Here is a 26,272-nt window from a genome sequence, read left to right on the forward strand (position 1 = left end):
CTCGGCGTGTCGCGGGTACGGAAAACGGCGGCCGACCGAAGTCGACCGCCGTACGGCCCCGATGTCCCTGGGCTCGTGCTGAACTAGTTCTGCGTCTCCCGTGCCGGCAGCACGATGGGCTGCGCGTTCGACGTCGAGCCGCCGGCCGTCGTGACCCTGCGGCTGCGCGAGCGGCCCTGGCCGGGCTGCTTGGGCTCAGGGAGCGACTCGAGCACCGAGTCGAGCAGCTGGTCGGTGACCTGCTTGCTCACGGTACGACGGGCGCGGGACGACTTCCGCACCGGGATGTCGAGGATCTCGACGGAACCGGTGTTGGCCTCCGTCAGGTCCGCGGCAACGGCCTGGGTGATGCTCGGCGCCTCCACGGGGGCGGATGCCTCGGCGACGGGCGTGACCGTGGGCTCGACCGGGGCTGTGGACTCGTTCGCGTGCACCTCCTGCTCTGCGGAGACGGGGACGGACGCGGGGGCATCCGGCACGTGGATGATCGGGATGGACCCGGTCAGGGCGCGCGGGATGGTCCTGGCCGCGATCAGGGCGAGTGCGTGCTTGGCGTCCTCGGTGATCCCGTGCGTGCCCGATGTGGCCTTCGCCTGCTCGGACACGGAGCCGTTGGTGCCGGAGTTACCGCCGCGGTGGCCGTTGTTGCCGCCGTTGCCGTTCCCGTTGCCGCCGTTGCTCCCGTTGCCGTTGCCGTTGCCGTTGCCGTTGTCGTTGCCTGAGTTGCCCGACTTGCTGCGCGGGCGGCGCTCCTGGGGCGGCTGGGCGGTCTGGCGGTGCTTGGTGACGGGGTCGTGGTGGATGACGACTCCGCGGCCCGCACAGGCCTCGCAGTTCTCGCTGAACGACTCGAGGAGTCCCAGTCCGAGCTTCTTGCGTGTCATCTGCACAAGCCCGAGCGAGGTGACCTCCGCGACCTGGTGCTTGGTGCGGTCGCGGCTCAGGCATTCGAGCAGGCGGCGCAGCACGAGGTCGCGGTTGGTCTCGAGGACCATGTCGATGAAGTCGACGACGATGATGCCGCCGATGTCGCGCAGCCGGAGCTGACGCACGATCTCCTCTGCGGCCTCGAGGTTGTTCTTCGTGACGGTTTCCTCGAGGTTGCCGCCGGAACCGACGAACTTGCCCGTGTTGACGTCGACGACGGTCATCGCCTCTGTGCGGTCGATCACGAGGGAACCGCCGGAGGGCAGCCAGACCTTGCGGTCGAGGGCCTTCTCGATCTGCTCGGAGATGCGGTACTCGTCGAAGGCGTCGTTTTCGCCCTCGTAACGCTCGACGCGGTCGACGAGGTCGGGGGCGACCTGGCCGAGGTAGGTCTGGATCGTCTCGCGGGCTTCGTCCCCGGAGATGACCATCTTCTGGAAGTCCTCGTTGAAGACGTCGCGCACGATCTTGATCAGCAGGTCGGGCTCACCGTGCAGCAGCGCGGGGGCCTGGACAGTGTCGACGAGCTTGGAGATGGATGCCCACTGCTCGGTGAGGCGGTTGACGTCGAGCGTCAGCTGCTCGTCGGTGGCACCTTCCGCGGCGGTACGCACAATCACGCCGGTGTTGTCCGGCAGGACCTCTTTGAGGATCTTCTTGAGGCGGGCACGCTCGGTGTCCGGAAGCTTGCGGCTGATGCCGTTCATCGAGCCGTTCGGCACGTAGACGAGGTACCGGCCGGGAAGCGAGACCTGGCTCGTGAGCCGGGCGCCCTTGTGGCCGATCGGGTCCTTCGTGACCTGGACGAGCACCTTGTCGCCTGGCTTGAGCGCGAGCTCGATCCGACGCGCCTGGTTGCTGTTGGCGGCATGTTCCGCCGCGGCCTCCCAGTCGACCTCACCGGAGTACAGCACGGCGTTGCGGCCGCGTCCGATGTCGACGAAGGCGGCTTCCATGCTCGGGAGCACGTTCTGTACCCGGCCGAGGTACACATTCCCGATCAGGGATGCGTCCTGGTTCTTGGCGACGTAGTGCTCGACGAGTACGCCGTCCTCGAGGACGCCGATCTGGATCTTGTTGTGTTTGGCCCGCACGACCATGACCCGGTCGACCGATTCACGGCGGGCGAGGAACTCGGCCTCCGTGATGACCGGACGGCGACGCCCGGCGTCGCGGCCGTCGCGGCGGCGCTGCTTCTTGGCCTCGAGGCGGGTCGAGCCCTTGATCCGCTGCGGCTCGGTGATGAGCTCGGGTTCGCGCGGAACGCGGACCCGGACGACGGTGTTGGCGGGGTCGTCGGCACCGGAGCGGTTCTCGTCGCCTGGCCTGCGGCGGGCGCGGCGGCGGACGGTCGACGTCTCGTCCGGGTACTCATCGCGGTCCGAGCGGCCGTCGGGACGGTTGTCCGAGCGGCTGTCCGAGCGGTTGCGGTCGTGACGGTTCTCCGCGCCGTTGTCCTGGCGGTTGCCCGAGCGGCTGTCCTGACGATCCCCGTCTGGGCGGTTGCCGTCCTGACGATCGTCGAAGGCACGCGAATCGTCGCGCCTGGCTCCGGCACGTGCCGGAAGCGGCACGATGTTCGGCGCCTGGAAAAGAAGAGAGGTCGAGGGCCTGCGAACCGGCTGTGCGGGTTCGACGGGCGGAGTCGGCTGGTCCACGGTGGTGTCCTGTTCGGCTGGGGTCGTCGCGGTGGACGCCCAGGGTGCGGGCTCCCCCTCGAGGAATGGTGCTGTCGGTGCCTCCACGGCGTCTGTCGCGGCGCCGGGTACCGTGGCCGGTGCTTCCGTTGGCGCGATCGCCGCGGCGGCTACACGCCGACGGCGGGATCCGAACAGACCTTTGCGTTTTTTGGTGTTTTCGTTGTCTTCCACCATTACTGGTGCGCTCCTTGACCGTTTTGGGCGACCGCGCCACCCATCCGGCTACTCTCTCGTGCGAGAAAAACGCTTGCGCGTCCACCTCGGGAATCCTCTTCGTTCGCAACCGGCTCTTGGCTCTGGCTGCTAATACCTTTGGTCGTGGGACCAATGAATCTGGGCTGTTACGGCCCATTAAGCCTTCTCTGGCTGTGCTTGAGCGCGGCCCAAGCATCCGTGTTGATTATCGCATGTATTGTTCAGGATCGAGTGCGAGGCGCATGACATAATCCTGAGGTGCAACAGACCGAGCAATCCAGGCGCCCCACCGGGCTCGCCATCTTCATGATCATCGGGGGTGCGATCGCCCTCGCGGCGGCCTTCGCGCTGACCCTGGACAAGATCGCCATCCTCGAGGATCCGCAGGCGCAGCTATCCTGCAACTTCAGCGTGCTCGTCGGCTGCAGCACCAACCTCGGTTCCTGGCAGGGTGCGCTGTTCGGTTTCCCGAACCCGTTGATCGGACTCATCGCCTGGACGGTCGTCATCACGATCGGCGCCGCGATCCTCGCTGGCGCCCGGTTCGCCCGCTGGTTCTGGATCGGACTGAACGCCGGCGTGGCGCTCGCGCTCGTCTTCGTGATCTGGCTGATGGGCCAGAGCTTCTTCGTGCTCGACGTGCTCTGCCCGTGGTGCATGGTGACCTGGGTCGTCACGATCCCGATGTTCCTGGCCGTGACCCTCTACAACCTCAGGACGGGCACCCTCCCGGTTCCGGCCGGGGTGCGGCGCTTCGCCGCCGGCGCCTCCTCGTGGATCGTCGTCATCACGATCGGCTGCTACCTCGTGGCCGCAACAGTCGCCCAGCTCAAGATGGACTTCCTGCACCGCCTCTAGAACTGGACCGCCTCCAGCCGGGCGGATGCCGACCGTCGCCTTAACCGCAGAGTGTCGCCGTTCCTCCGCCTGGTTTCGGCGGGGACGGCGACACTCGGCGCGACGGGGCTGCGGTTCTAGTCGAACCAGAGCGCCAGTTCGCGGGACGCGGACTCTGGCGAGTCTGAACCGTGTACGAGGTTCTGCTGGACCTTGGAACCCCAGTCGCGGCCGAGGTCGCCGCGGATCGTGCCGGGTGCTGCGGTCGTGGGATCGGTCGTGCCCGCGAGGGAGCGGAAGCCCTCGATGACGCGTTCGCCGGCGATGCGGATCGCGAGGATCGGCCCGCTCTCCATGAACTCGACGAGGGGCTCGAAGAAGGGCTTGCCCGCGTGCTCCGCGTAGTGCTCGGCGAGAAGCGAACGGTCGGCCTGCACGAGCTTGATGTCGACGAGGGAGTATCCCTTCTGCTCGATGCGTCGCAGGATCTCTCCGGAGAGGTTGCGTGCGACGCCGTCGGGCTTCACCAGGACGAGGGTTTCTTGGACCGGGGTACTCATGAGTTCTCCTTGTTGTTGTCTAGTCTCGAGCCGGTGACCATGCAGTATGCCCACATGCCGGTGAACAGTGCGCCGACGATGAACATGGCCGGGTTGACGAACCCGGTCAGGACGATGATGGCCTGGACGATCCAGCCGATCGCGTATGACCAGTTGTGGCGGAGCAGGCCGATCGTCGCGACCATGACGAGGCAGAGCAGTACTCCCCCGCCGAGGGCGAGCCAGGCCGGCAGCGAGCCGAGCCCGAAGAGCAGCAGCGCCGCGAGGAACACGATGATCGTCTCGAAGCCGAGCACGATCGACGCGAGCGACTCGCGCACAGACCGGTTCCGCCGCGAACGCGGGGCGTCGGTCATTTCTTGAGCCACTCCCTGGCTACGGCGAGCGACAGGGCCTCGCCGACCAGGGTGATCGAACCGGTGACGATCACGCCGCGACGTGGGGCGTCTGCGGCCCAGGTCCTCGCGGCGTCGAGGGCGTCGGCGACGTCGTCGAAGCGGCTGACGGCATCCTCGTCCGTTCCGGCCGCGACGATGTCGGCGAGGTCGTCGACGGGGATCGCCCGGTCGGACTGGGACTGGGTGACGTGGAACCGGGTCACGACGGGAGCGAGCGCCGCGACGATGCCCGCTGCGTCCTTGTCGGCGAGGATCCCGATCACGGCGACGACCTCATCGAAGTGGAAGTAGGTGCCGAGTGCCTCGGCGAGGGCGCCGGCCCCGTGCGGGTTGTGCGCGGCATCCACGAGCACGGTCGGTTCGATGCCGATCAGCTGCAGCCGCCCGGGTGAGGTCGCGGTCGCGAGCCCCTCCGTGAGGATGTCGTGGTCGAGCGGGCGGGTGCCCGCGCCGAGGAAGGACTCGACGGCGGCGATCGCGACGGCAGCGTTGTGCGCCTGGTGGGTGCCGTACATCGGCAGGAACAGGTCGGGGTATGTCGCGGCGAGGCCGCGCACCGTGATGAGCTGCCCGCCGACGCCGACCTGGCTGTCGAGCAGGGCGAACTCTTCCCCCTCGCTCGCGAGGGTCGATTCGGTCAGTTCGACGGCGCGTTCCAGTTCGGCCTGCACGGTCTCGGCCTGCCGGGCGCTGATGACGGATGCCGCAGGCTTGATGATCCCTGCCTTGGTGCGGGCGATCTCCGCGACGGTGCTTCCGAGCCGCTTGGTGTGATCGAGCGCGACCGGGGTGACGACGGCGACGAGGCCGTCGGCCACGTTCGTGGAGTCCCATTCGCCGCCCATGCCGACCTCGATCACGGCGACATCGACGGGAGCGTCCGCGAAGCAGGCGAAGGCGAGCACGGTGAGGGCTTCGAAGAAAGTGAGCGGCTCCTCGTTCTTCGCACCGAGCTCGGCGTCCACCATCGCGAGGTACGGCTGGATGTCCTCCCAGTTCGCGGCGAGGGCGCGGTCGCTGATCGGTTCCCCGTCGATCACGATCCGTTCGTTGAGGCGGACCAGGTGCGGGCTCGTCATCATGCCGGTGCGCAGTCCGTACGCGCGCAGGATGCTCTCGGTGATCCGGCTCGTGCTGGTCTTCCCGTTGGTGCCCGTGATGTGGATCACCGGGTAGGTGGCCTGCGGGTCGCCGAGCAGTTCGACGACCCGCCGGGTCGGGGCGAGCCGCGGTCGTGGAGCGGCTTCGCCGACCCGGTCGAGGAGGGCTGCGAAGACGGCCTCTCCCGCGTCGCGGTACTCGTCGTCTTCGGGCAGGTTCTGGTCCATCGAATCAGACATTCACGATTCCGTTCTCTCGGGCGACGGCGACGAGCACCGGCCCGCGGTTGGCGTAGTGGCCGGCCTCGAAGCGCACGTAGTGCTCGACGGGGGCCCCCGCGAGCTGTTCCAGCCACTCGGAGGGCACCGTGCCCGCGAGGATGGCCGGGTCGACCTCGGTCGGGGCGTGCGCGGCGAAGCGCACGGTGAGCGTTTCCGCGGCCACGTCGACGCCCGGCGCGAGGCGCAGGGTGTCGAGGTCGGCCTGGTCGAAGAAGACGAGGTCGAGGCGGATCCGGTCCGCGACGAAGAATCCTGCCGACTTGCGGGTGTCCTGCACGGCGCGGATCAGGTCGCGGGCGAAACCCTCGGCCTCGAGCTCCGGCGTGGTCACGGTGTCGAGCAGCACGAATCCGCCGCCCTGGAGCAGCGCGAGGGCGGGTCCGGTCTGCTCGACTGCCGCGGATGCCGCGTCGGTGTTGCCCGCCCCTGTGCCCGCCTGCAGCACGAGTTCGTATTCGCCGGCCTCGAGCGCGATGCCGCCTGCGGTCACGATCCCGTCGGTTTCGCTCCAGTCGCCGCTGCGCGCGGCCTTGATCGCGGCCTGCACCTGCTTGCCGAGCCGGGGCCCGGCCGCGCGGGCGTTGACGGTGAGCCGGGAGGTGATGCCGTAGTTCGCCGCGCTGTCCTCGGCGAGTTCGACGAGGTTCACGCTCTTCACGTTGAGCTCGTCGCGCAGGATCGCCTCGAACGGGGCGAGTGCCGCCGTTCCGGTCGTGACGACGGTGAGCTGCGCGAGCGGCAGCCGCACGCGCAGGCCCGCCTGCTTGCGCAGCGAGAGCACGGTGGAGCTGATCGTGCGGATCTGGTCCATCGCGGTGACGAGCCCGTGGTCCGACGGGAAGAGGCCGGCGTCCGGCCAGTCCGTCAGGTGCACGCTGCGGCCAGCGGTCAATCCCTGCCAGATCCGCTCGGTGACGAGCGGCAGAAGCGGCGCGGCGACCCGGCAGACGGTCTCGAGCACGGTGTACAGGGTGTCGAAGGCTTCCGTGGCCGTACCGCCGGCGACGGCGCCGGTCCAGAAGCGGTCCCGGGAGCGCCGCACGTACCAGTTGGTCAGCACGTCGGCGAAGTCGCGGAGGCGGGCGGTCGCCTGGGTCGAATCGAGCGCCTCGAGGTCGCTCGTGACGTCGACGATGAGGTCGCGGGTCTTCGCGAGCAGGTACCGGTCGAGCACGTCGGTCGAGTCGGTGCGCCAGACGGCGTCGTAGCCGTTCTCCCCCGAGGCGTTGGCGTAGAGCGAGAAGAAGTACCAGGTGCTCCAGAGCGGCAGCATCACCTGGCGGGTGGCCTCCCGGATGCCCTCCTCCGTGACGATGAGGTTGCCGCCGCGCAGTACGGATGAGCTCATCAGGAACCAGCGCATCGCGTCGCTTCCATCGCGGTCGAAGACCTCGAAGACGTCGGGGTAGTTGCGCAGCGACTTCGACATCTTCTGGCCGTCGTTGCCGAGCACGATGCCGTGGCTCACGACGTTGGTGAACGCCGGCCGGTCGAAGAGAGCGGTCGAGAGCACGTGCAGCAGGTAGAACCAGCCGCGGGTCTGGCCGATGTACTCGACGATGAAGTCGGCGGGGTTGTGGGTGTCGAACCAGTCGCGGTTCTCGAAGGGGTAGTGCACGGCCGCGAACGGCATCGACCCGGAGTCGAACCAGACGTCGAGCACGTCGGTGATCCGGCGCATCGTGGAAGCCCCGGTGGGGTCGTCCGGGTTCGGCCGGGTGAGCTCGTCGATGTACGGGCGGTGCAGGTCGGTCGGGCGCACCCCGAAGTCGGCTTCGAGCTCGTCGAGCGAGCCGTAGACATCCGTGCGGGGGTAGTTCGGGTCGTCGCTCTTCCAGACCGGGATCGGCGAGCCCCAGTACCGGTTGCGGCTGATCGACCAGTCGCGGGCGTTGCCGATCCACTTGCCGAACTGGCCGTCCTTGACGTTCTCCGGCACCCAGGTGACGTCCTGGTTGAGTTCGACCATGCGGTCGCGGAACTCGGTGACGCGCACGAACCAGCTCGACACCGCCTTGTAGATCAGCGGGTTGCGGCAGCGCCAGCAGTGCGGGTACGAGTGCTCGTAGCTGGCCTGGCGCAGCAGCCGGCCCTCGGCCTTGAGCATCTGGGTGAGCGGCTTGTTCGCGTCTGACCACAGCAGGCCGGCGACCTCCGGCACGTCGGAGAGGAACTTGCCGCCCTCGTCGAGGGAGATGATCACGGGGATACCGGCGGCCTCGCAGGCCTTCTGGTCCTCTTCACCGTACGCGGGCGCCTGGTGCACGATGCCGGTGCCGTCTGCGGTCGTGACGTAGTCAGCGAGCAGGATCGTCCAGGCCTTCTGGGTGTTCCAGACGGATGCGTCGGCGTAGTAGTCGAAGAGACGGTCGTATGCGACACCCTCGAGTTCGCGTCCCGTGACCGTGCGCGCAACGGCCGCGGAGGCCTCCTCAGGCGTGTCGTAGCCGAGGTCCTTGGCGTAGTTGCCGACGAGGTCGATCGCGATCAGGTACTCGGCGCCGAGGACGGACACGTCCACGCGGGCGTCGTCGCTGCCGGTGACCGACTCCTCGCGGAGCACGGTCGCGTCTGGCGTGCCGTTCGGACCTGCCGGGACGACGGCGTAGACGATGTCCGGCCCGACGGCGAGGGCGAGGTTGGTCGGCAGGGTCCAGGGGGTCGTCGTCCACGCGAGGGCGCGCACCGCGGTGAGGCCGAGGGCTTCCGCCTTCGTGCCCACGAGCGGGAACGTCACGGTGACGGTCTGGTCCTGGCGCATCTTGTAGACGTCGGCATCCATGCCGAGCTCGTGGTTGGAGAGCGGCGTCTGGTCGCGCCAGCAGTACGGAAGCACCCGGTAGCCCTCGTAGGCGAGGCCCTTGTCGTGCAGGGTCTTGAACGCCCAGATCACGGATTCCATGAAGGTGATGTCGAGGGTCTTGTAGTCGTTCTCGAAGTCGACCCAGCGGGCCTGGCGGTTGACGTAGCGCTGCCAGTCGTCGGTGTACTTGAGCACGGAGTCGCGGGCGACCTTGTTGAAGGCGGCGATGCCGAGCTTCTCGATGTCGGCCTTGTCGGTGATTCCGAGCTGCCGTTCGGCCTCGAGCTCGGCGGGGAGGCCGTGGGTGTCCCAGCCGAAGCGGCGGTGCACGAGCTTGCCGCGCATGGTCTGGAAGCGCGGGAACAGGTCCTTCGCGTAACCGGTGAGGAGGTGCCCGTAGTGCGGCACGCCGTTCGCGAAGGGCGGGCCGTCGTAGAAGACCCACTCCGGCGCATCCGCCCGGTTGTCGATCGACGCCTGGAAGGTACCGTCGGCCGCCCAGTACGCGAGCACCTCTGTCTCGATCGCCGGGAAGTTCGGCGAGGGCACGATGGGGGCGGATGCGGCGAGCGCGGCCTGCTCGGGTGCTGCGGCCTGGTCGTCTGCTGCGGGGAAGGGCGGGGCTTTGGGGTACACGTGCATCTCCTGGACAAAAGGGGCCGACAGGCCCTGTTCCACGAGGACGCCGACTCCGGGAAGACTCGACGCGGTACCACCTCGCTTGCCGTCTTCGTGCTGTGACGACCGCTTGTTCAGAGGCTGTGACGGGCCCGACCCGTTCGGTTCTACCAGGGGTCCGCCTTTCGACGGTTCCCGTTCTTCCGAAGACTCACCGGTGATGGCCGGATCACTGTCATGCGAGCGCAATTCTATCCCGTCGGAGCGATACTTACGGGAATTTCGGGCCGGACCGTGATGTTTTACGATGGGACCCGGCCCGGCCCCGCTACGCCGAGAGAGATTCCTTCCCCATGCCCCCTCTGGTTCACCACTCCCGCGTGCCGCGTTCGCTCGTCGCCGTCGCCACCCTCGCCCTGCTCCTGACCGGGTGTTCCGCATCCCCGCAGGCCACGGAGAGCACCGCTCCCGTCTCCGGCGGCACGCTCAACTACGCCTCCGGCGATGCCGAACCGACGTGCCTCGACCCGCACGTCGGCGGCAACTATCCGCAGGCCCTCGTCGGCACCCAGTTCCTGGAGTCGCTCGTCTCCCGCGACAGCGCGGGCACGATCATCCCGTGGCTCGCGTCGAGCTGGTCGCAGAGCGCCGACGGCCTCGCCTGGGACTTCACCCTCCGCGAGAACGTGACCTTCACCGACGGGACGCCCTTCGACGCGGCGGCCGTGCAGGCGAACATCGCGCACGTGCAGGACCCGAAGACGGGATCGTCGACCGGGTACCTCGCCGTGCGGAAGGTGGTGTCGACATCCGTCGTCTCCCCCACCGTGGTGCGCCTGACCCTGAGCGAACCAGACAGTGCCCTGCTCGAGTCACTCAGCCAGCCGTGGCTCGCGATGGAGTCGCCGACGGCGCTCGCCCGCAGCCAGGACGAGAACTGCGCGGCCCCGGTCGGGACCGGTCCGTTCACGGTCGCCTCCTGGGTCAAGCAGGACGCGATCACCCTCGTCAGGAACGACGCGTACACCTCCCCGCCTGCCGACGCCGCCCACACCGGGCCCGCCTACCTCGACTCCATCGTCTGGCGGTTCATCCCCGACTCGGCCTCCCGCTACGCCGCCCTGCAGTCCGGCGCCGTCGACGTGATCGACAACGCCCAGCCGGACACCATCGTGCAGGCCGGGAAGAGCAGCACCATCCGCCACCTCGACGCGCCCCGGCCTGGCGCATCCAACCGGATCGAGCTGAACTCGGGCAGGGCCCCGTTCAACGACCCGCTCGTGCGCGAGGCCTTCGTCCGTGCCTCCGACGTCGACTCCGCGGTTGCGAGCCTGTTCCAGGGCACGGCGACCCGCTCGTTCTCGGCGCTCTCGAGCATCGAGCCGCTCGGGGTGTCCCGGCCGGACCTGTTCGGCTACGACCCCGAGGCCGCCGCCACCCTTCTCGACGAGGCCGGCTGGACCGGTCGGGACTCCGACGGGTACCGCACGAAGGGCGGCGTGCGCCTGTCCGTCGTCTTCCCGGTGAGCACCAACCAGTCGATCCCGGCGGAGCAGTCCCTGTTCGAGCAGCTGCAGGCGACCGCGAAGGCCGTGGGCTTCGACGTGGTGCTCTCGCTGCTCGACCTGTCGGCCTGGTACACCGCCCTCGGTTCGAACTCCTATGATGCGGTGAGCGCGCCGTACACGAAGGTGGGCCCCGACGTGCTCCGCACCCTCTTCGACTCGGCCGGCATCGTGCCGGCCCCGAGCGGGTACTTCGCCAACCACGCCCAGGTCAACGACCCCGAGGTCGACGCCTGGCTGACCGAGGCCTCCCAGACGGCGGATGCACCCAAGCGCGCCGCACTGTACGCCCAGGCGCAGAACCGTGTCCTCGAGGGCTTCTACGTGCTGCCGCTGTACGACCAGCAGAACCATTACCTGCTCTCCTCCGTCGTCTCGGGCACCCGGGCGATGCCGACGGTGTCGACGCCCACGTTCTACGACGCGTGGCTGAACCGGTAACCGGAGCCCACCCGGCCGGCCTCTCCCGGCCGGCCGTACTGCGGCGCGCCCTGCCGCGTCGAGCCCTGCTGCGAGCGATGGCCCGGCTCGGCGGGGCCGTCCTCGTGCTCTGGCTCGTCGCGACCGTCACCTTCTTCGCGATGCGGCTCGTCCCCGGCGACCCGGCGGAGGCCGTGCTCGGCGGACCGGGATCGCAGACCTCGCCGGAAGCGCTCGCGGCGGTGCGGGCCCAGTACGGCCTCGACCAGCCGCTCCCTGTGCAGTACGTCGCCGAGCTCGGCCGCCTCGTCACGGGCGACCTCGGCCGTTCGTACGCGCTCCGCGTCCCCGTCGCGCCGCTCCTGCTCGGGCAGCTCGGTGGCACCCTGCTTCTCGCCGTGCTCTCCCTGCTGCTCGCGTGGCTGTTCGCGATCGGCCTCGCCCTGTTCTCCACCCGCGCAGGCCGCTGGGGGCGGATGCTCGGTTCCGGCCTCGAAATCGGCGCGGCCGCCCTGCCGCACTTCTGGCTCGCGAGCGCGCTCATCGTGGTGTTCAGTAGCTGGCTCGGCGTGCTGCCGCCGGTCAGCACCCCAGGCCCTGCCGGACTCGTGCTGCCCGTGCTGACCCTCGCCATCCCGCTCGCCGGTTTCCTCGGCCAGCTCATGCGGGAGTCGATGCTCACGGCGCTCGAAGCCCCGTTCGTCGTCTCCGCGCGGGCCAGGGGGGAAAGTGAGGGCGGCATCCGCCGGGTGCACGTGCTGCGGCACGCGAGCCTGCCCGGGATCAGCCTCTCCGGCTGGGCGTTCGGTTCGCTGATCAGCGGGGCCGTCGTCGTCGAGACGATCTTCGCCAGGCCGGGACTCGGCCGCACCCTGCTGAACGCCGTCACGGTGCGGGACGTGCCTGTCGTGATCGGTGTCGTGCTGTTCGTCGCCGCCGCTTACATCCTGATGACCCTTCTGACCGATATCGCCCAGCGGATCGCCGACCCGAGGCTGCGGCGCGCATGAGCGACCTCGAGATCCAGGCCGGCCTCGCCGGGGCTGCGGCGCGGCGCCAGACGGGAAGGGGCCTCGGCACGAGGTTCGGCACGCGGTTCGGCGGTCGGGTCGGCCTCACCGAGGTCCTCGCCGCCGGTTTTGTGCTGTTCCTGCTCCTTGCCGCCTTCGCACCCGGCCTCGTGGCGCCGGGAGACCCGCTCGCGATCGACCCGCGCGCGGCGTTCCAGCCCCCCTCGTCGGCGCACTGGTTCGGCACGGACGAATCCGGGCGCGACGTCTACACCCGGGTCAGCCACGGCACCGGGGGCTCGCTCCAGATCGGCGTGGCGGCGACACTGATCGGCCTCGGCCTCGGGGCCGTGCTCGGGATCATCGCCGGCATGCTCGGTTCGATCGTGGACTTCACCGTGAACCGACTGCTCGAGGTCATGTTCGCGTTCCCCGGCCTGTTGCTCGCCCTGCTGTTCATCATGGTCTTCGGGCCGGGGCCGGCGACGGCGACCCTCGCCGTCGGTCTCGCGACCGCGCCCGGCTACGCACGCATCATCCGCGCCCAGCTCGTCTCCGTGCGATCCTCGGCCTTCGTCGAGGCCGCGACCGTTCTCGGTCGCAGCCGCACCCGGATCCTCGTGCGGCACATCCTCCCGAACACGCTCGCACCGCTCCTCGTGCTCGGCACCCTGGGCATCGGCCAGGCCATCATCTGGGCGGCGGCGCTCAGCTACCTCGGCCTCGGCGCCAAACCGCCCGCCGCGGAATGGGGCGCGATGCTCTCGGCCGGGCGCACCTACCTGAACACCGCCGTCTGGATGAGTTTCTTCCCCGGACTCTTCGTCGTGCTCACCGCGATCTCCGCGACCGTTCTCGGGCGCGCGATCGAGCGACGGCTGAGGCACGCGTGACGGGGGCGCGGGCGGATGCCGGCGCGCCGGCCCTGCTGGTCCGCGGGCTGAGCGTCGGTTTCGGAAGTAAACCCGGACGGGATCCCCTTGTCGACGACGTGTCGTTGGAGGTCGCTCCCGGGGAATGCCTCGCGATCGTCGGCGAATCCGGTTCGGGGAAGAGCCTCACGGCGCGCAGCCTGCTCGGCCTGGCCGGGACCGGATCGTGGCTGCACGCCGACGAGCTGAGCGTCGGCGGGACATCCGTGCTCGGTCTGAGCGAGAACGCCTGGCGGCGGAGGCGCGGCAGGGACGTGGGACTCGTGCTCCAGGACGCGCTCGTGTCGCTCGACCCGCTGCGGCCGATCGGGCGCGAGATCGGTGACACCCTGCGGCTGCACACGAACCTCTCTGCGGCCGCGCGGGCTCGCCGGGTGCTCGAGCTCCTCGCCGAGGTCGGGCTTCCCGACGGCGAGCTCCGGGCCGGCCAGCGTTCCGGTGAACTCTCCGGCGGCCAGCGCCAACGCGCCCTGATCGCATCGGCGATCGCGCTGCGGCCGCCCCTGCTCATCGCCGACGAACCGACGACGGCCCTCGACGTGACCGTGCAGGCCAGGATCCTCGACCTGTTCGAGGCTCTGCTGCACGCCGGGACGGCCCTCGTGCTGATCAGCCACGACCTCGCCGTCGTCAGCCGGATCGCCGACCGCGTCGCGGTGATGAGCGGCGGCCGGATCGTCGAGACCGGCACGACCCGCGCGCTCCTCGACGACCCTCGGCACGACGAGACCCGGCGGATGATCGCCGCGGTCCCGGCCGGGCAGCCCCGAGGAGCCCGGCTCTCGGCGCAGGACCGGCCGAACCGGCCGGCACCCGGTGTCGTTCCTGGGGCCGTTCCTGCTGCCGTTCCCGCGGTCGCCGATCGCGTCGTGCTCGAGGCTTCCGGGCTCGTCAAGAGCTTCCGGATGCCCGACCGGAGCCGGCTGTTCGCCGTCAACGACGTGTCCTTCACGCTCGACCGCGGCACGACGCTCGGCATCGTCGGTGAGTCCGGTTCGGGCAAGACCACGCTGGCCCGGCTGCTGCTCGCGCTCGAGTCCCCGGACGCCGGCGAGGTCCGGGTGCTCGGCGAGACCTGGACCGGGATCACCGAACGCGCCCGCCGACCGATGCGACCGGCGCTCGGCGCCGTCTACCAGGACGCCCTGGCCTCCTTCGACCCGCGGCTCACCGTCGGCGCCGTCCTCCGCGACGCCGCCGGTTCCGCGGACCGGTCGGTCGAGCTCCTCGACCGGGTCGGGCTCGGCGCGGCCGTGCTCGGCCGCCGCCCGCTCGAGCTCTCCGGCGGCCAACGACAGCGGGTCGGCATCGCGCGCGCCCTCGCGAAGCGGCCGCAGGTCCTGATCTGCGACGAACCGGTGTCCGCGCTCGACATGACCGTGCAGGCCCAGGTGCTCGACCTCCTCGACGAGCTGCAGCGCGACCTCGGCCTGAGTCTCGTGTTCATCTCGCACGACCTCGGCGTCGTGCAGCACGTCAGCGACCGGATCGTCGTCATCGAGAACGGATCGGTCGTCGAGACCGGCCCGACGGAGCAGGTCTTCGCCGCGCCGGCGCATCCGTACACCCGGCGCCTGCTCGACGCCGTGCCGCGCCTGCCCGCCCCCTGCCCCCCCCCGAATCGCCGGTGAACGGGGCATCGGGTAGGTTGGGTTAGGCCAATATTCAGGCACCTCACCGCAGACACGGTGCCGCAGACAGTGAATCGGAGAACCATGACGATCCCGAACGTTCCGGACAAGCCAGCCCTCGAGGGCCTCGAGAACAAATGGGGCGGCACCTGGGACACCGAGGGCACGTACCGCTTCGACCGCGACTCCGCGACCAGGGCGAACATCTTCTCCATCGACACTCCCCCGCCGACCGCGTCCGGCTCACTGCACATCGGCCACGTGTTTTCGTACACGCACACCGACGTCGTCGCCCGCTTCCAGCGGATGCGCGGCCGCGACGTGTTCTACCCGATGGGCTGGGACGACAACGGCCTGCCGACCGAACGCCGGGTGCAGAACTACTACGGCGTGCGCTGCGACCCGTCGCTGCCGTATGCCCCCGACTTCACCGCGCCCTTCGAGGGCGGCGACGGCAAGAGCACCAAGGCCGCCGACCAAGTCCCGATCAGCCGCCGCAACTTCATCGAACTCTGTGAACGCCTCACCCTCGAAGACGAGAAGCAGTTCGAAGCGCTCTGGCGCGACCTCGGCCTGAGCGTCGACTGGACCCAGACCTACCGCACGATCGGTTCGCACTCGATCGCATCCTCCCAGCTCGCCTTCCTCGGCAACGTCGCCCGCGGCGAGGCCTACCAGGCCATGGCGCCGACCCTCTGGGACGTCACCTTCCGCACGGCCGTCGCGCAGGCCGAGCTCGAGGACAAGGACATGCCCGCCGCGTACCACCGGGTCTCCTTCCGCAAGCCCGACGGTTCCACGATCGAGATCGAGACCACCCGGCCCGAGTTGCTGCCGGCCTGCGTGGCCCTCGTCGCGCATCCGGACGACGAGCGCTACAAGCACCTCTTCGGCACGACCGTGCGCACCCCGCTCTTCGACGTCGAAGTTCCTATCCTCGCCCACCACCTCGCCCAGAAGGACAAGGGCAGCGGCATCGCGATGATCTGCACCTTCGGCGACGTGACCGACGTGGTCTGGTGGCGGGAGCTCGACCTGCCGAACCGCGCGATCATGGGCTTCGACGGCCGCATCATCGCCGAGGCGCCCGAGGTCATCACGAGCGAAGCCGGAATCGCCGCGTATGCCGAGCTCGCCGGAAAGACCGTTTTCTCGGCCAAGCAGGCCGTCGTCGCCCTTCTCACGGCGAGCGGCGACATGATCGGCGAACCGAAGCCGATCGTGCACCCGGTCAAGTTCTTCGAGAAGGGCGACAAGCCCCTCGAGATCGTGTCGACCCGCCAGTGGTACATCCGTAACGGAGCGCGCGACGAGGCACTCCGGTCCCGCCTGCTCTCGCACGGCGCCGACCTGCAGTGGCACCCCGAATTCATGAAGGTCCGCTACGACAACTGGGTCAACGGCCTCACCGGCGACTGGCTCGTCTCCCGCCAGCGCTTCTTCGGAGTTCCGCTTCCGGTCTGGTACCCGCTGGATGCCGACGCGAACCCGGTCTTCGACCAGCCGATCGTCGCCACCCGCGACCAGCTCCCGGTCGACCCCTCTTCCGACACCGCGCCGGGGTACGCAAGCACCCAGCGCGGCCAGGCCGGCGGTTTCGTCGGCGAGGTCGACGTGATGGATACCTGGGCGACGTCCTCGCTCACCCCGCAGCTCGCCGGCGGCTGGGAGCGCGACCCACAGCTCTTCGACCTCGTCTACCCGTACTCGCTCCGCCCGCAGGGCCAGGACATCATCCGCACCTGGCTGTTCTCCACCCTGCTCCGCGCCGAACTCGAGGACGGCCGGTCCCCGTGGAAGCACGCGGCCCTGTCCGGGTTCATCGTCGACCCCGACCGCAAGAAGATGTCGAAGTCCAAGGGCAACGTCGTCACCCCCGCCGACATGCTCGTGCAGCACGGTTCGGATGCCGTGCGCTACTGGGCCGCCTCCTCGCGCCTCGGCACCGACGCGGCCTTCGACCCCAAGAACCCGACGCAGATCAAGATCGGCCGTCGCCTCGCGATCAAGATCCTGAACGCGTCGAAGTTCATCCTCGGCTTCGACGGGGCAGCGGACGCCGCGATCACCGAGCCCCTCGACCGCAGCATGATCGCCCGCCTCACGAGTGTCGTCGCCCAGGCGACGACCGCGTTCGACAGCTACGACCACGCCCGCGCCCTCGAGGTCACCGAGAGCTTCTTCTGGACGTTCTGCGACGACTACCTCGAGCTCGTCAAGGAACGCGCGTACGGCGAAGCCGGCGCCGGGCAGGCCTCGGCCGTCGCGGCGCTCCGCACCGCACTGTCGACCCTGCTCCGTCTGTTCGCCCCGTTCGTGCCGTTCGCGACCGAAGAGGCGTGGTCCTGGTCCAACGAGGGATCCGTGCACCGGGCCGCCTGGCCCATCGCGGCAGACCTCGCCGCAGGTTCAGGGGGGAACCCCGCACTGCTCGAGCTGTCCAGTCGCGCGCTCACCGGCATCCGGCGCGGAAAGACGGATGCGAAAGCGTCCCAGAAAACCGACGTCGCATCTGCTGTAATTAGCGGTACGGCTGCAGAGGTTGCCCTGCTCGCGCAGGCTGCCGCAGATCTGCAGGCTGTCGGCCGGATCTCGGAATTGGTTTTTGTCGAAGGCGGCGAGTTGGCAGTCACGGAAATCGTGCTCGCCACGGTGTCGGAGAGTTAGGGAGAACCAGATGGCTATTCACGTACGAGCATTGGGCGACAAGGACTTTTTCGCCTGGCTGGGCCTCTTCGAGGGCTACAGCGAGTTCTACAAGAGCGAACTGACCGATGAGAAGGCCCTCCGCGTCTGGAGCTGGATCATCGATCGGAACCACGTGCTGAACGGCGCGGTCGCAGTCAGTGACGACGGCGACTTCGTGGGCTTCGCGCACTACCGGGAGGTGCCGAACACGCTCAGCGCCACCCGCGGTCTCTTCATCGACGACCTGTTCGTCGTGCCGGAGCACCGTACGGGCGGCGTCGGCCGTTCGCTGATCGAGTTCGCCAAGGACTACGCGGCCGAGCACAAGCTCACGACCGTGCAGTGGATCACCGCCGCGGACAACGAGACCGCCCAGCGTCTCTACGACGACGTCGGCACCCGCACCGACTGGGTCACCTACGAGATCGAGCTCTGAGCCCGATGCAGGTGGGAACCCGCTGGTCGTTCGGCGGCACGGCGCCGTCCGGTCTGCCCGAGGTCGTCCTCCTCGCGGTCAGCACGGTCGAGCAGGACCTCACTGTCGCCCCGAAGGACGGTACGGATTCGTGGCGTTGGACGCTGACCTGGCTCGAGGCCAAGCCGGTGATCGAGCTCGATGACGGCACCGTCATCCGCTACAACGCGGTCGACGACAGCGCAACGATCACGCAGCCCTCGATCGAGGTCGAGGACGACGAGGACTGGATCTAGACCCGGAGGTCCCGCGGGTATCAGTCGCGCGGGATCACCGGTTCCGTCGCGCCCGGCCGGTCCGGTCCCGCCGAGAGGGCGAGACGGATCATCGCGGCGGCGCCCAGGATGGGACCGGGCACCAGGACCAGCAGGGCGTACTGCCAGCCCACGAGTCCGGCGAGCACCGGGACGACCTGGATCGTGACGACCGTGATCAGGAAGCCGATGGCCGTCTGGACGGTCAATGCCGTGCCCACGTAGCGCGGATCGGCGGACTCGCTGAGCGAGGTGGAGAAGACGCCGGAATCGGCGATGACGGATGCGCCCCACACCGCCAGGACGATGACGAGGGTCACCGGCGCCGCAGTGAAGAACAGCGGAGAGGCGAGGGCACAGCTGCCGCTGACGATCAGGGCTCCGGCACCCGCAGTACCGCGACCGTATCGGTCGGCCGCCCACCCGCCCAGCAGGGCGCCGGACGCACCGGCCACCCCGATCACGAGAAAGATGACGAGTGTGTCCCAGGCCGCCACGGACTCTCCCGCCGCCGACCGGCCGGCGCGAACGAAGGCGGGCAGCCAGGTCCAGAGCGCGAACAACTCCCACATGTGGCCGAAGTAGCCGAAATTGGCCAGGCGAGAACGTCTGTCCCTGAACATGTCCACGGCGTACCGCGGGTTGATCGGGGCGCTCCCGGACGAACCGTGCGGGCCCGACCGGATCAGGAGCGCCGCAACGACCGCGGCGACGGCGGCGAGAACCGCGGAGACGTTCATCACGTCCCGCCACGCCAGATCGGGCAGTCCGCGGACGAGGTGCGGCAGTGCTGAGCCGAGGGTCAGGGCCGCGATCATCAGGCCGAAGGCCCGCCCCCTGGCCAGGGACGGCGCCCAGGACGCCGTGAGTTTCATCCCGACCGGGTACACGCCCGCCAGCAGCGCACCGGTCAGGAAGCGCGGGAGGAGCGCCGTCGCGAGGTCCGTCGCCGTCGCGGTGAACGCGAGAATGCACCCGGCGGTGCCCAGCGCGCACCCAGCCATCAACAGCTGGGGCGGTATCCGGTCCGCCGCGTTCAGGACCGCGGACAGGACGGCGCCGACCACGAAACCGAGCTGCACGGATGCCGTCAGCCAGACCGCGTCGACCGTCGAGATATTCCACTCCAGCCTGAGCGCAGGAACGACCGCGGACGCGGAGAACCAGGCGGACATGGCCAGGACCTGGACAAGCGCGATCAGCAGCCGCTGGCGCTTCTGCCGGGTCACGACCGGTCGCCCGCCCCCGGATCCCGGCGGCAGGGGCCGGGCCGCCGGGCCCGCGGATCAGGCCTGCGGCACGACATACCGCAGGTACACCATTCCGTTTCGGAATCGTCGTTCACCCCGGAGCTCGAGCGGCATCCTCAGGTGCTCCGGCAGGAACCGGGTGCCGCCGCCGACGATGATCGGCGTCACGAAACGGTGGATCTCATCGACAACGCCCGCCTTGAGCGCGTGCGCGGCGAGCCCAGGACCGCCGATGGACACGCTCAGCCTGCTGTCCGCGACGAGGCTGCGTACCTCGGCGGCGTCGAAGGAGCGCTCGATGCGCGTCCGCGTCGTCGTGACCGCCGCGAGGTTGTGCGAGTAGACGACCTTTTCGGCGGCCTGCCAGATATCGGTGTACTCCCGCACCACGTCGGGCGGATCGACGAGTTCTCTCGCGGTCTCCCAGAACGCCATCGTCTCGTACATCCTGCGTCCGTACAGGTAGGTGCCGATCTTGCGTTCGAGGGCGTTGATGAAGGCGTGCACCTCCTCGTCGGGCGTCGCCCAGTCGAAATCACCGGCGGCATCCGCTGTGTACCCGTCGAGCGACGTGATGCCCGAGTAGATCAGCCTGGCCATGTGTCCTCCCGTCGCCCGTGCGTCTGCAGCTTCATACTGGCCTGCCCTGTCGCCCAGCGGAAGAGCCCTCAGACGAACGAACCCCTAGCCGGGCGCGCCCTCCCAACGGAAGAGCGCCGCGAGCCCGAGACCGCCGGCGATGCTGACCATGGCGAGGGCGTGCGCCCCCTTCGGGGCGTGCGCCCCCTTCGGGGCATCCGCCCCCTTCGGGGAATCCGCCCCCTCGACACCGTCGGCGCGGGACTGTGCCAGAAGCCGCAGCACGATCAGGGCACCGGATGCGCCGAACGGGTGCCCGAGGGCGAGCGCGCCGCCCTGCCGGTTGGCTCTGTCCTCCGGCACATCGATCAGGTCGAGGGAGGCGAGCACCTGGGCCGCGAAGGCTTCGACGATCTCGACGCGAGCGAGGGCCTCGGCAGGGACGCCCGTGCGCGCGAGCAGTGACCTGCCTGCCTCGCCGCCGCCGGCACCGAGCAGGTTGGGGTCGGTTCCGGCCGGGACGGCGTCGACGAAGGTGAGGAAGCCGGGGCTGCCCGTTCCGGCCTGGAATGAGCCGCTCGCCAGGAGGTCCATCGCGCGGGCCCTGCTCGTGACGAGCACGACCACGGCGCCGTCGGCGTCTGCGCAGGAATTGCCTGCCGTGACCGTTCCGCCCGGGCGGAAGGCCGCTGGGAAGCGGCGGAGCAGGGCAGCGTCGAGCTTCGGGCGGGGGCCTTCGTCGGCCGTGACGCGTGCGCCCATCCCGTCGATGCCGGCGATCCCGACGATCTCTGCCTCGAACGCTCCCGCACCCGCGGCGGCGACGGCGAGACGGTGGCTGCGGGCGGCGAAGGCGTCCTGGCGTTCCCTGCCGATTCCGAAGTGCGCGGCCACGTTCTCGGCGGCGACGCCCATGTCGGGGTCGCCGACCGAATCCGGCGCGAACCGGACGCGATCGAAGAAGTCCGGCTCCCCCGGCGCCGAACTCACGCGGTGCGCGCGGAGGGGCGCGGTGCTGCAGCTCTCGACACCGCCGGCCAGGTAGAGGCTGCCGGCGCCCGCGGCGACGAGGCGGCAGGCGAGCACGATCGCCTCCAGCCCGGACCCGCACTGCCGGTCGACGGTCAGGCCTGGCACGCTCACCGGGAATCCGGCCTCGAGCAGCGCGAGGCGGGCGAGGTTCCCGCCGCCGCCCGTGGCGTTCCCGATGATCACGTCGTCGATGTGCGCGGGATCGAGGCCGAGGTCGGCGACGACCGCGGAGAGCACGGGGGCGAGCAGCCGGTCGGCGGTGATCAGGGACAGGGCTCCGCCGCTTCGCCCGAAGGCCGTGCGACGACCCCAGAGGATGACGGGCTCGCGGTCGGCGGCAGGAGCCGCGGCGGTGTGCTCAGTCGAGGCGCTCGACACGGGGGTCTCCTTCGGTGATCCAGTCGGCAAGCAGGCGCCGGCTGACCTTGCCCGCCCGGGTGACGGGCAGGTCCGTGATCCGGTAATAGGCGCGCGGGCGTTTCGGCGGGGCGAGGCCGGTCGCGGCCGTCCGCAGGTCGGCGAGGGTGAACGCCCCAGCGCCGGGGTCGGGTGCCTCGAGGAGCGCGGCGACGAGCAGCGTACCGCGCCGGGCATCCGCGAGGCCGGTCACAACGACCTGTGCTCCGGCCCCGCCTGCAGCGGAGCCGCCGAGGCCGGTGAGGAGGGTCGCCTCGACCTCCTGCGGGTAGACGTTGTGACCGGAGGTGACGATCATGTCGGCCCGGCGGCCCTCGAAGTGCAGTTCGCCGGCGTCGTCGAGATGGCCCTGGTCGCCGACCGTGCACCACTCGCCGGTCTGGTCAGCAGCGACGCGGGCGAACGCCGTGCCGTCGTCGCCCCAGGCGTAGCCTGCGCTGACCAGGCGGCTGCGCACGACGATGGTCCCGGTGGCTCCGGGGGCGGATGCCCGGCCCGCGTCATCGAGGACGCGCACGTCGACGCCGGGGAACGGCCGGCCGACGGCCGTCGGCGACTCGGTCCGGTCCTCACCGGGACGGAGTCGCCTGGCGGTGACGAAGCTCAGTTCCGCGGCGCCGTAATAGTCGAAGACCGTGGCTCGGGGCGCCCAGTTCCGGACACTCGCGAGAGTGGCGGCGTCGAGCCGGGCGCCCGCGCTGACGATCGCGGTGAGCGCGCCTCCGTCCACGCCGGCGATCAAACCCCGCTCGGCGAGCATTCGGAGCGCGGTCGGGACGGCGACGATGCGGGTCACGCCGGCGTGTGCCACGGAGTCGAGGGCATCGCCGACGTCGAAGTGCGGCAGGGTGTGGAACGCAGCCCCCGCGTAGAGGGTCTCGGCGAGGGCGTAGAGCGTCAGGCTCGCCGACAGCGGTCCGGGGGCGAGGACCCGGTCGTCGGCGCGGAGGTCGAACAAGGCGGAACTCGCTGCGAAGGCCCGCTGCCAGGAGTCCCTGCCGCGGGTGAAAGCCTTGGGCAGCGCGGTGGTGCCCGAGGTGAAGCCGTAGAGGAAGACCGAATCCGCTGGCCCGTCGCGGAGGCCGGCTGGCGCCGGTGGCGTCGTCGGCGCCCGCGATGAAGACGCCGGTAGCGGCGTCGAGCCGGCCTCGCGCAGCATCCGCTCGATCGCCGTGCGCTGCAGGGCCGGCCAGTCCGGGTCGAGCACGGCGACAGTACCCACGCCCGCGACCGCGGCGACGAAGTCCACGACGAAGTCGAGACCGTTCGGCAGGCAGAGCACGGTCGGGCCGCCGGACGACTCCCCCGCCAGTTCGCGGGCGCGGCGGCTCGACCGGACCTGGAGTTCGGCGTAGCTGAGCCGGTCCGCACCAATCGTGACGGCGTTCGCGTCCGGCTGCAGGGCGGCCCAGTGCTGGAGGCGGTCGAGGAAGGGCACGCTCGAGTCTACTTTTCCTGAGGTCCCCTGCTCGGTGACAAAAGCTACTTGACCGCGATGATCTCGCCGTGCGGCATGCCGAACCAGCCATCGGGGTCGCCTGCCCACTGCCGCCAGGCTGCGGACATGGCGCGCAGGTCGGTGAGGTCGGCGGCCCCGGATTCGATCGCGTGCGCGGCGAAATCGGACTCGGTCGCGCGCAGGGCCCAGGATTCCCCCCACCAGTCGCGCTCGGCATCCGTGGCGAAGCACCAGATGGACGCACTGCTCGTCACCGCGTCGAAGCCGGCAAGCCTGGCCCAGGCCTTGAGCGCGCGGCCGGCGTCTGGATCACCTCCGTTCCAGTAGTGCACCGCACGGTAGGCGGTCATCCAGGACTGGAGGCCGGGGAGCTTGGGGTACCAGGCCACGCCGCCGTAGTCGACATCGCGGGCGGCGAGGATGCCGCCCGGTTTCAGCACGCGGCGGAGTTCCCTCAGGGCGGCGACCGGGTTGGCCAGGTGTTGAAGCACCTGGTGCGCGTGCACGAGGTCGAAGCTGTCGTCCGCGAAGTCGAGGGCATAGACATCGCCGACCCGGAAGGCGACGTTGGGCACACCCTCGTCGACGGCGAGCCCGGCCGCCTGGGCGACGATCGCAGCGGAGGCGTCGACGCCGGTGACCGTGCCCGGAGAAACCCGGCGCGCGAGGTCGACCGTGATCGTGCCAGGCCCGCAGCCGACATCGAGGACCCTCAGCCCCGGCGTAAGGTGCGGGATCAGGTACGCGGCCGAGTTCAGGACGGTACGCCAGGTGTGCGAGCGGAGCACGCTCTCGTGGTGCCCGTGCGTATAGGTGTCGCGGATCGCCTCGCCGTGCGGGGCGATCTCGACGCGGTCGGCGTCCCTGTTTTCCGGCTGGGAGTGTGCGGGCTCGCGTGTTTGCTCGGCGGTCATGCTGACAGCCTAGGACCTGTACCGAATTCAGGAGTCGGGATCCCGGAGGACACCGCTGGCCGGCATCCGCCGCACTGATCCGGGCTCCGGCACCCCACTGCCGGTCGTACTCCTGAATTCGGAACTAGGTTTAAGGCATGGACCAGCACAACCCCTTCGCCCGGCCGAGCACGCTCCCGTTCCAACTCCCGCCGTATGCCGCCATTCGCGACGAGCACTACCGGCCCGCGTTCCTCGAAGGCATGGCCGAGCAGCTCGCCGAGGTCGAAACGATCTGTTCCGACCCCGCGGAGCCGTCCGTCGCGAACACCCTGCTGGCGCTTGAACGGAGCGGCCAGTTGCTCGACCGGGTCGCCGCGGTGTTCTTCAACCGGAGCTCCTCAGATTCCAGCCCGTTCACGATCGCCCTGGAGGAGGAGCTCGCTCCCCTGCTCGCGGCCCACTCCGACGCGATCCGGCTGCGCCCCGAGCTCTTCGCGCGCATCGCGGCCCTGCACGCGCGCGCAGACGAGCTCGGGCTCGACCCGGAGACCCGGTACCTCCTCGAGCGGTATTTCACCCAGTTCACCCTCGCCGGCGCCGGGCTGTCCGACGCAGACAAGGCGCTGCTCCGCGACTTCAACACGCGGCTCTCCGTCGCCACAACCCGGTTCGAGAAGAACCTTCTCGCCGACACCAACGACCTCGCCCTCGTCGTCGACGACGCTTCGGAGCTCGACGGTCTCTCTGCCGGCCAGCTCTCCGCCGCGGCCCAGGCCGCAACCGACCGTGGCATGCCCGGCCGTTTCGTGATCACCCTCGTGCTCTTCACCGGCCACCCCTACCTCGCGCTGCTCACCAACCGGGGCGTGCGCGAACGGTTGCTCGCCGCCTCGCGTGCCAGGGGCATCCGTGGCGGAGAGCACGACAACCGCGCCCTCGTGCTGTCGATCACCCGCCTCCGCGCCGAACGCGCCCGCCTGCTCGGCTTCGCGACCCACGCGGCCGCGGTCACGGCCGACGAGACCGCCAGGACGCCCGCCGCCGTCGGGGACCTGCTGCACCGGCTCGCGGTTCCGGCCGCCCGCAACGCGCGCGCCGAGCAGGCCGAACTGCAGGCCCTCGTCGACGCCGACGTCGCTGCGGGGATCCTCGCGGAGGGCTTCGACATCGCCGCCTGGGACTGGGCGTTCTACTCCGAGCGGATGCGCCGGGCCAGGTACGACGTCGACACGGCCGCCCTGCGCCCCTGGTTCGAGCTCGAGAGCGTGCTGCGCGACGGCGTCTTCTACGCCGCCCAGCGCCTCTACGGGGTGACCTTCACCGAACGTGCCTCGCTCGCCGCGTGGCACCCCGATGCGCGGGTGTTCGAAGTGTGCGAGGAGGACGGCTCCCCCGTCGGCCTGTACATCCTCGACGTGTACACCCGGGATTCCAAGCGCGGCGGGGCGTGGATGAACGCCCTCGTCTCGCAGTCGGATCTGCTCGGCACGCCCGTGATCGTCTGCAACAACCTCAATGTGCCGCAGCCGGCCGCCGGGGAGGCCACGCTGCTGAGCCTCGACGAGGTCACCACGCTCTTCCACGAGTTCGGGCACGCCCTCCACGGGCTTTTCGCGCGGGTCACCTACCCGAAATTCGCCGGGACGAACGTGTACCGGGACTTCGTCGAGTTCCCGAGCCAGGTCAACGAGATGTGGCGCTTCGACCCGGAGGTGCTCGCGAACTATGCGCACCACCGCGAGACCGGCGAGCCGCTGCCCCCGGAGGTCGTCGCGGGCATCCACGCGTCTGCGACCTTCAACGAGGGCTTCGCGACGAGCGAATACCTCGCCGCCGCACTGCTCGACCAGGCCTGGCACGGCATCGAAGCGGATGCCGGCACCGAGATCACCGATGTCGCCGCCTTCGAGGCCGCCTGTCTCACCGCCGCCGGCCTCGACAACCCCGCCGTGCCGACCCGGTACGCGAGCACCTATTTCGCGCACACCTTCTCCGGCAGGTACGACGCGGGCTACTACTCGTACATCTGGAGCGAGGTGCAGGACGCGGACACCGGCGCCTGGTTCGCCGAGCACGGCGGCCTGACCAGGGAGAACGGTGAGCGGTTCCGGGAACGCCTGCTCGCTCGCGGGGGCGGCATCGACCCGCTCGAGGCGTACCGGGACTTCAGGGGGCGCGATGCGATCATCCAGCCGCTGCTCGACCGGCGCGGCCTGAACTAGCCGCGCCGACCTCCCTGTCCCG

At 69.8% G+C, this 26,272-nt stretch carries 19 protein-coding genes; 9 read left to right on the plus strand and 10 right to left on the minus strand.

From position 1 onward, the window contains the following. Nucleotides 1–83: 83 nt before the first annotated feature. Entirely contained in the window at nucleotides 84–2,801 is a 2,718-nt protein-coding gene (locus RHM57_RS08670) for an Rne/Rng family ribonuclease (RefSeq protein ID WP_322189738.1), read from the minus strand. Between the two features lie 279 nt (nucleotides 2,802–3,080). On the opposite strand from RHM57_RS08670, the gene RHM57_RS08675 reads away from it, so the two are divergent. Then, nucleotides 3,081–3,680 carry a vitamin K epoxide reductase family protein gene (locus tag RHM57_RS08675; RefSeq protein WP_241975424.1) on the plus strand — a complete coding sequence of 200 codons (600 nt, stop codon included), beginning with the start codon at nucleotides 3,081–3,083 and terminating at the stop codon, nucleotides 3,678–3,680. Between the two features lie 116 nt (nucleotides 3,681–3,796). Here the strand turns inward: RHM57_RS08675 and ndk are convergent, their stop codons facing one another. Genes ndk through ileS form a run of 4 tightly spaced genes read right to left on the minus strand, consistent with a single transcriptional unit; the run spans nucleotide 3,797 to nucleotide 9,444 of the window. After that, the gene (gene ndk, locus RHM57_RS08680; protein ID WP_134447922.1) at nucleotides 3,797–4,219 is read right to left on the minus strand and encodes a nucleoside-diphosphate kinase; all 423 of its coding nucleotides are present in this window, start codon (nucleotides 4,217–4,219) and stop codon (nucleotides 3,797–3,799) included. Next, a complete protein-coding gene (locus RHM57_RS08685) occupies nucleotides 4,216–4,575 on the minus strand; it encodes a DUF4233 domain-containing protein (protein WP_322189739.1) in 360 nt (119 codons plus the stop codon). Before RHM57_RS08685 ends, ndk begins: the two co-directional genes overlap by 4 nt. Beyond that, entirely contained in the window at nucleotides 4,572–5,957 is a 1,386-nt protein-coding gene (locus tag RHM57_RS08690; protein ID WP_241985048.1) for a bifunctional folylpolyglutamate synthase/dihydrofolate synthase, read from the minus strand. The genes RHM57_RS08685 and RHM57_RS08690 overlap by 4 nt, the downstream gene beginning before the upstream one ends. Then, on the minus strand, nucleotides 5,950–9,444 hold the full coding sequence (ileS, locus tag RHM57_RS08695; RefSeq protein WP_322189843.1) for an isoleucine--tRNA ligase: 3,495 nt from the start codon (nucleotides 9,442–9,444) through the stop codon (nucleotides 5,950–5,952). Before ileS ends, RHM57_RS08690 begins: the two co-directional genes overlap by 8 nt. A gap of 329 nt (nucleotides 9,445–9,773) precedes the next feature. Between ileS and RHM57_RS08700 the strand changes: the two genes are divergently transcribed. The 7 genes from RHM57_RS08700 (at nucleotide 9,774) to RHM57_RS08730 (ending at nucleotide 18,377) form a co-directional block, all read left to right on the plus strand. Then, nucleotides 9,774–11,426, plus strand: a complete 1,653-nt coding sequence (locus RHM57_RS08700; RefSeq protein ID WP_322189740.1) for an ABC transporter substrate-binding protein — start codon at nucleotides 9,774–9,776, stop codon at nucleotides 11,424–11,426. Between the two features lie 77 nt (nucleotides 11,427–11,503). Then, a complete protein-coding gene (locus tag RHM57_RS08705) occupies nucleotides 11,504–12,415 on the plus strand; it encodes an ABC transporter permease (protein WP_322189844.1) in 912 nt (303 codons plus the stop codon). Beyond that, entirely contained in the window at nucleotides 12,412–13,308 is an 897-nt protein-coding gene (locus tag RHM57_RS08710) for an ABC transporter permease (RefSeq protein WP_134447916.1), read from the plus strand. Before RHM57_RS08705 ends, RHM57_RS08710 begins: the two co-directional genes overlap by 4 nt. Beyond that, nucleotides 13,305–14,978, plus strand: coding sequence for an ABC transporter ATP-binding protein (locus RHM57_RS08715; RefSeq protein ID WP_322189741.1), 1,674 nt, complete (start codon nucleotides 13,305–13,307; stop codon nucleotides 14,976–14,978). The genes RHM57_RS08710 and RHM57_RS08715 overlap by 4 nt, the downstream gene beginning before the upstream one ends. A gap of 84 nt (nucleotides 14,979–15,062) precedes the next feature. Further along, nucleotides 15,063–17,645 (plus strand): valine--tRNA ligase, encoded by a 2,583-nt coding sequence (gene valS, locus RHM57_RS08720; RefSeq protein ID WP_134447912.1) that lies wholly within the window; start codon nucleotides 15,063–15,065, stop codon nucleotides 17,643–17,645. Nucleotides 17,646–17,655: 10 nt separating this feature from the next. Continuing rightward, a complete protein-coding gene (locus RHM57_RS08725) occupies nucleotides 17,656–18,102 on the plus strand; it encodes a GNAT family N-acetyltransferase (protein ID WP_134447910.1) in 447 nt (148 codons plus the stop codon). A 5-nt stretch (nucleotides 18,103–18,107) separates the two neighbouring features. Continuing rightward, on the plus strand, nucleotides 18,108–18,377 hold the full coding sequence (locus RHM57_RS08730) for a hypothetical protein (RefSeq protein WP_134447908.1): 270 nt from the start codon (nucleotides 18,108–18,110) through the stop codon (nucleotides 18,375–18,377). Between the two features lie 20 nt (nucleotides 18,378–18,397). Here the strand turns inward: RHM57_RS08730 and RHM57_RS08735 are convergent, their stop codons facing one another. The 5 genes from RHM57_RS08735 to RHM57_RS08755 all read right to left on the minus strand — a co-directional run bounded on the left by RHM57_RS08735 (nucleotide 18,398) and on the right by RHM57_RS08755 (nucleotide 24,046). After that, nucleotides 18,398–19,624 (minus strand): MFS transporter, encoded by a 1,227-nt coding sequence (locus tag RHM57_RS08735; RefSeq protein ID WP_198413425.1) that lies wholly within the window; start codon nucleotides 19,622–19,624, stop codon nucleotides 18,398–18,400. Between the two features lie 57 nt (nucleotides 19,625–19,681). Next, the gene (locus RHM57_RS08740; protein ID WP_134447906.1) at nucleotides 19,682–20,245 is read right to left on the minus strand and encodes a dihydrofolate reductase family protein; all 564 of its coding nucleotides are present in this window, start codon (nucleotides 20,243–20,245) and stop codon (nucleotides 19,682–19,684) included. Between the two features lie 84 nt (nucleotides 20,246–20,329). After that, entirely contained in the window at nucleotides 20,330–21,634 is a 1,305-nt protein-coding gene (locus tag RHM57_RS08745) for a thiolase family protein (RefSeq protein ID WP_322189742.1), read from the minus strand. Then, nucleotides 21,615–23,111 carry a class I adenylate-forming enzyme family protein gene (locus tag RHM57_RS08750; RefSeq protein WP_241985045.1) on the minus strand — a complete coding sequence of 499 codons (1,497 nt, stop codon included), beginning with the start codon at nucleotides 23,109–23,111 and terminating at the stop codon, nucleotides 21,615–21,617. The genes RHM57_RS08745 and RHM57_RS08750 overlap by 20 nt, the downstream gene beginning before the upstream one ends. A gap of 44 nt (nucleotides 23,112–23,155) precedes the next feature. Continuing rightward, on the minus strand, nucleotides 23,156–24,046 hold the full coding sequence (locus tag RHM57_RS08755) for a methyltransferase domain-containing protein (RefSeq protein ID WP_322189743.1): 891 nt from the start codon (nucleotides 24,044–24,046) through the stop codon (nucleotides 23,156–23,158). Nucleotides 24,047–24,183: 137 nt separating this feature from the next. Between RHM57_RS08755 and RHM57_RS08760 the strand changes: the two genes are divergently transcribed. Beyond that, nucleotides 24,184–26,250, plus strand: coding sequence for a M3 family metallopeptidase (locus RHM57_RS08760; RefSeq protein ID WP_322189744.1), 2,067 nt, complete (start codon nucleotides 24,184–24,186; stop codon nucleotides 26,248–26,250). Nucleotides 26,251–26,272 lie beyond the last annotated feature (22 nt).

This window comes from Cryobacterium sp. 10S3 (assembly GCF_034344045.1).
In the GTDB taxonomy this organism is placed as follows: domain Bacteria; phylum Actinomycetota; class Actinomycetes; order Actinomycetales; family Microbacteriaceae; genus Cryobacterium; species Cryobacterium glucosi.

Excerpts from the sequence above, each read along its gene's own strand:
- RHM57_RS08670 (WP_322189738.1), bottom strand. The coding sequence starts at position 2,801 with ATGGTGGAAGACAACGAAAACACCAAAAAACGCAAAGGTCTGTTCGGA.
- ndk (WP_134447922.1), bottom strand. The coding sequence starts at position 4,219 with ATGAGTACCCCGGTCCAAGAAACCCTCGTCCTGGTGAAGCCCGACGGC.
- RHM57_RS08685 (WP_322189739.1), bottom strand. The coding sequence starts at position 4,575 with ATGACCGACGCCCCGCGTTCGCGGCGGAACCGGTCTGTGCGCGAGTCG.
- RHM57_RS08690 (WP_241985048.1), bottom strand. The coding sequence starts at position 5,957 with ATGTCTGATTCGATGGACCAGAACCTGCCCGAAGACGACGAGTACCGC.
- ileS (WP_322189843.1), bottom strand. The coding sequence starts at position 9,444 with ATGCACGTGTACCCCAAAGCCCCGCCCTTCCCCGCAGCAGACGACCAG.
- RHM57_RS08700 (WP_322189740.1), top strand. The coding sequence starts at position 9,774 with ATGCCCCCTCTGGTTCACCACTCCCGCGTGCCGCGTTCGCTCGTCGCC.
- RHM57_RS08705 (WP_322189844.1), top strand. The coding sequence starts at position 11,504 with ATGGCCCGGCTCGGCGGGGCCGTCCTCGTGCTCTGGCTCGTCGCGACC.
- RHM57_RS08710 (WP_134447916.1), top strand. The coding sequence starts at position 12,412 with ATGAGCGACCTCGAGATCCAGGCCGGCCTCGCCGGGGCTGCGGCGCGG.
- valS (WP_134447912.1), top strand. The coding sequence starts at position 15,063 with ATGACGATCCCGAACGTTCCGGACAAGCCAGCCCTCGAGGGCCTCGAG.
- RHM57_RS08725 (WP_134447910.1), top strand. The coding sequence starts at position 17,656 with ATGGCTATTCACGTACGAGCATTGGGCGACAAGGACTTTTTCGCCTGG.
- RHM57_RS08730 (WP_134447908.1), top strand. The coding sequence starts at position 18,108 with ATGCAGGTGGGAACCCGCTGGTCGTTCGGCGGCACGGCGCCGTCCGGT.
- RHM57_RS08740 (WP_134447906.1), bottom strand. The coding sequence starts at position 20,245 with ATGGCCAGGCTGATCTACTCGGGCATCACGTCGCTCGACGGGTACACA.
- RHM57_RS08755 (WP_322189743.1), bottom strand. The coding sequence starts at position 24,046 with ATGACCGCCGAGCAAACACGCGAGCCCGCACACTCCCAGCCGGAAAAC.
- RHM57_RS08760 (WP_322189744.1), top strand. The coding sequence starts at position 24,184 with ATGGACCAGCACAACCCCTTCGCCCGGCCGAGCACGCTCCCGTTCCAA.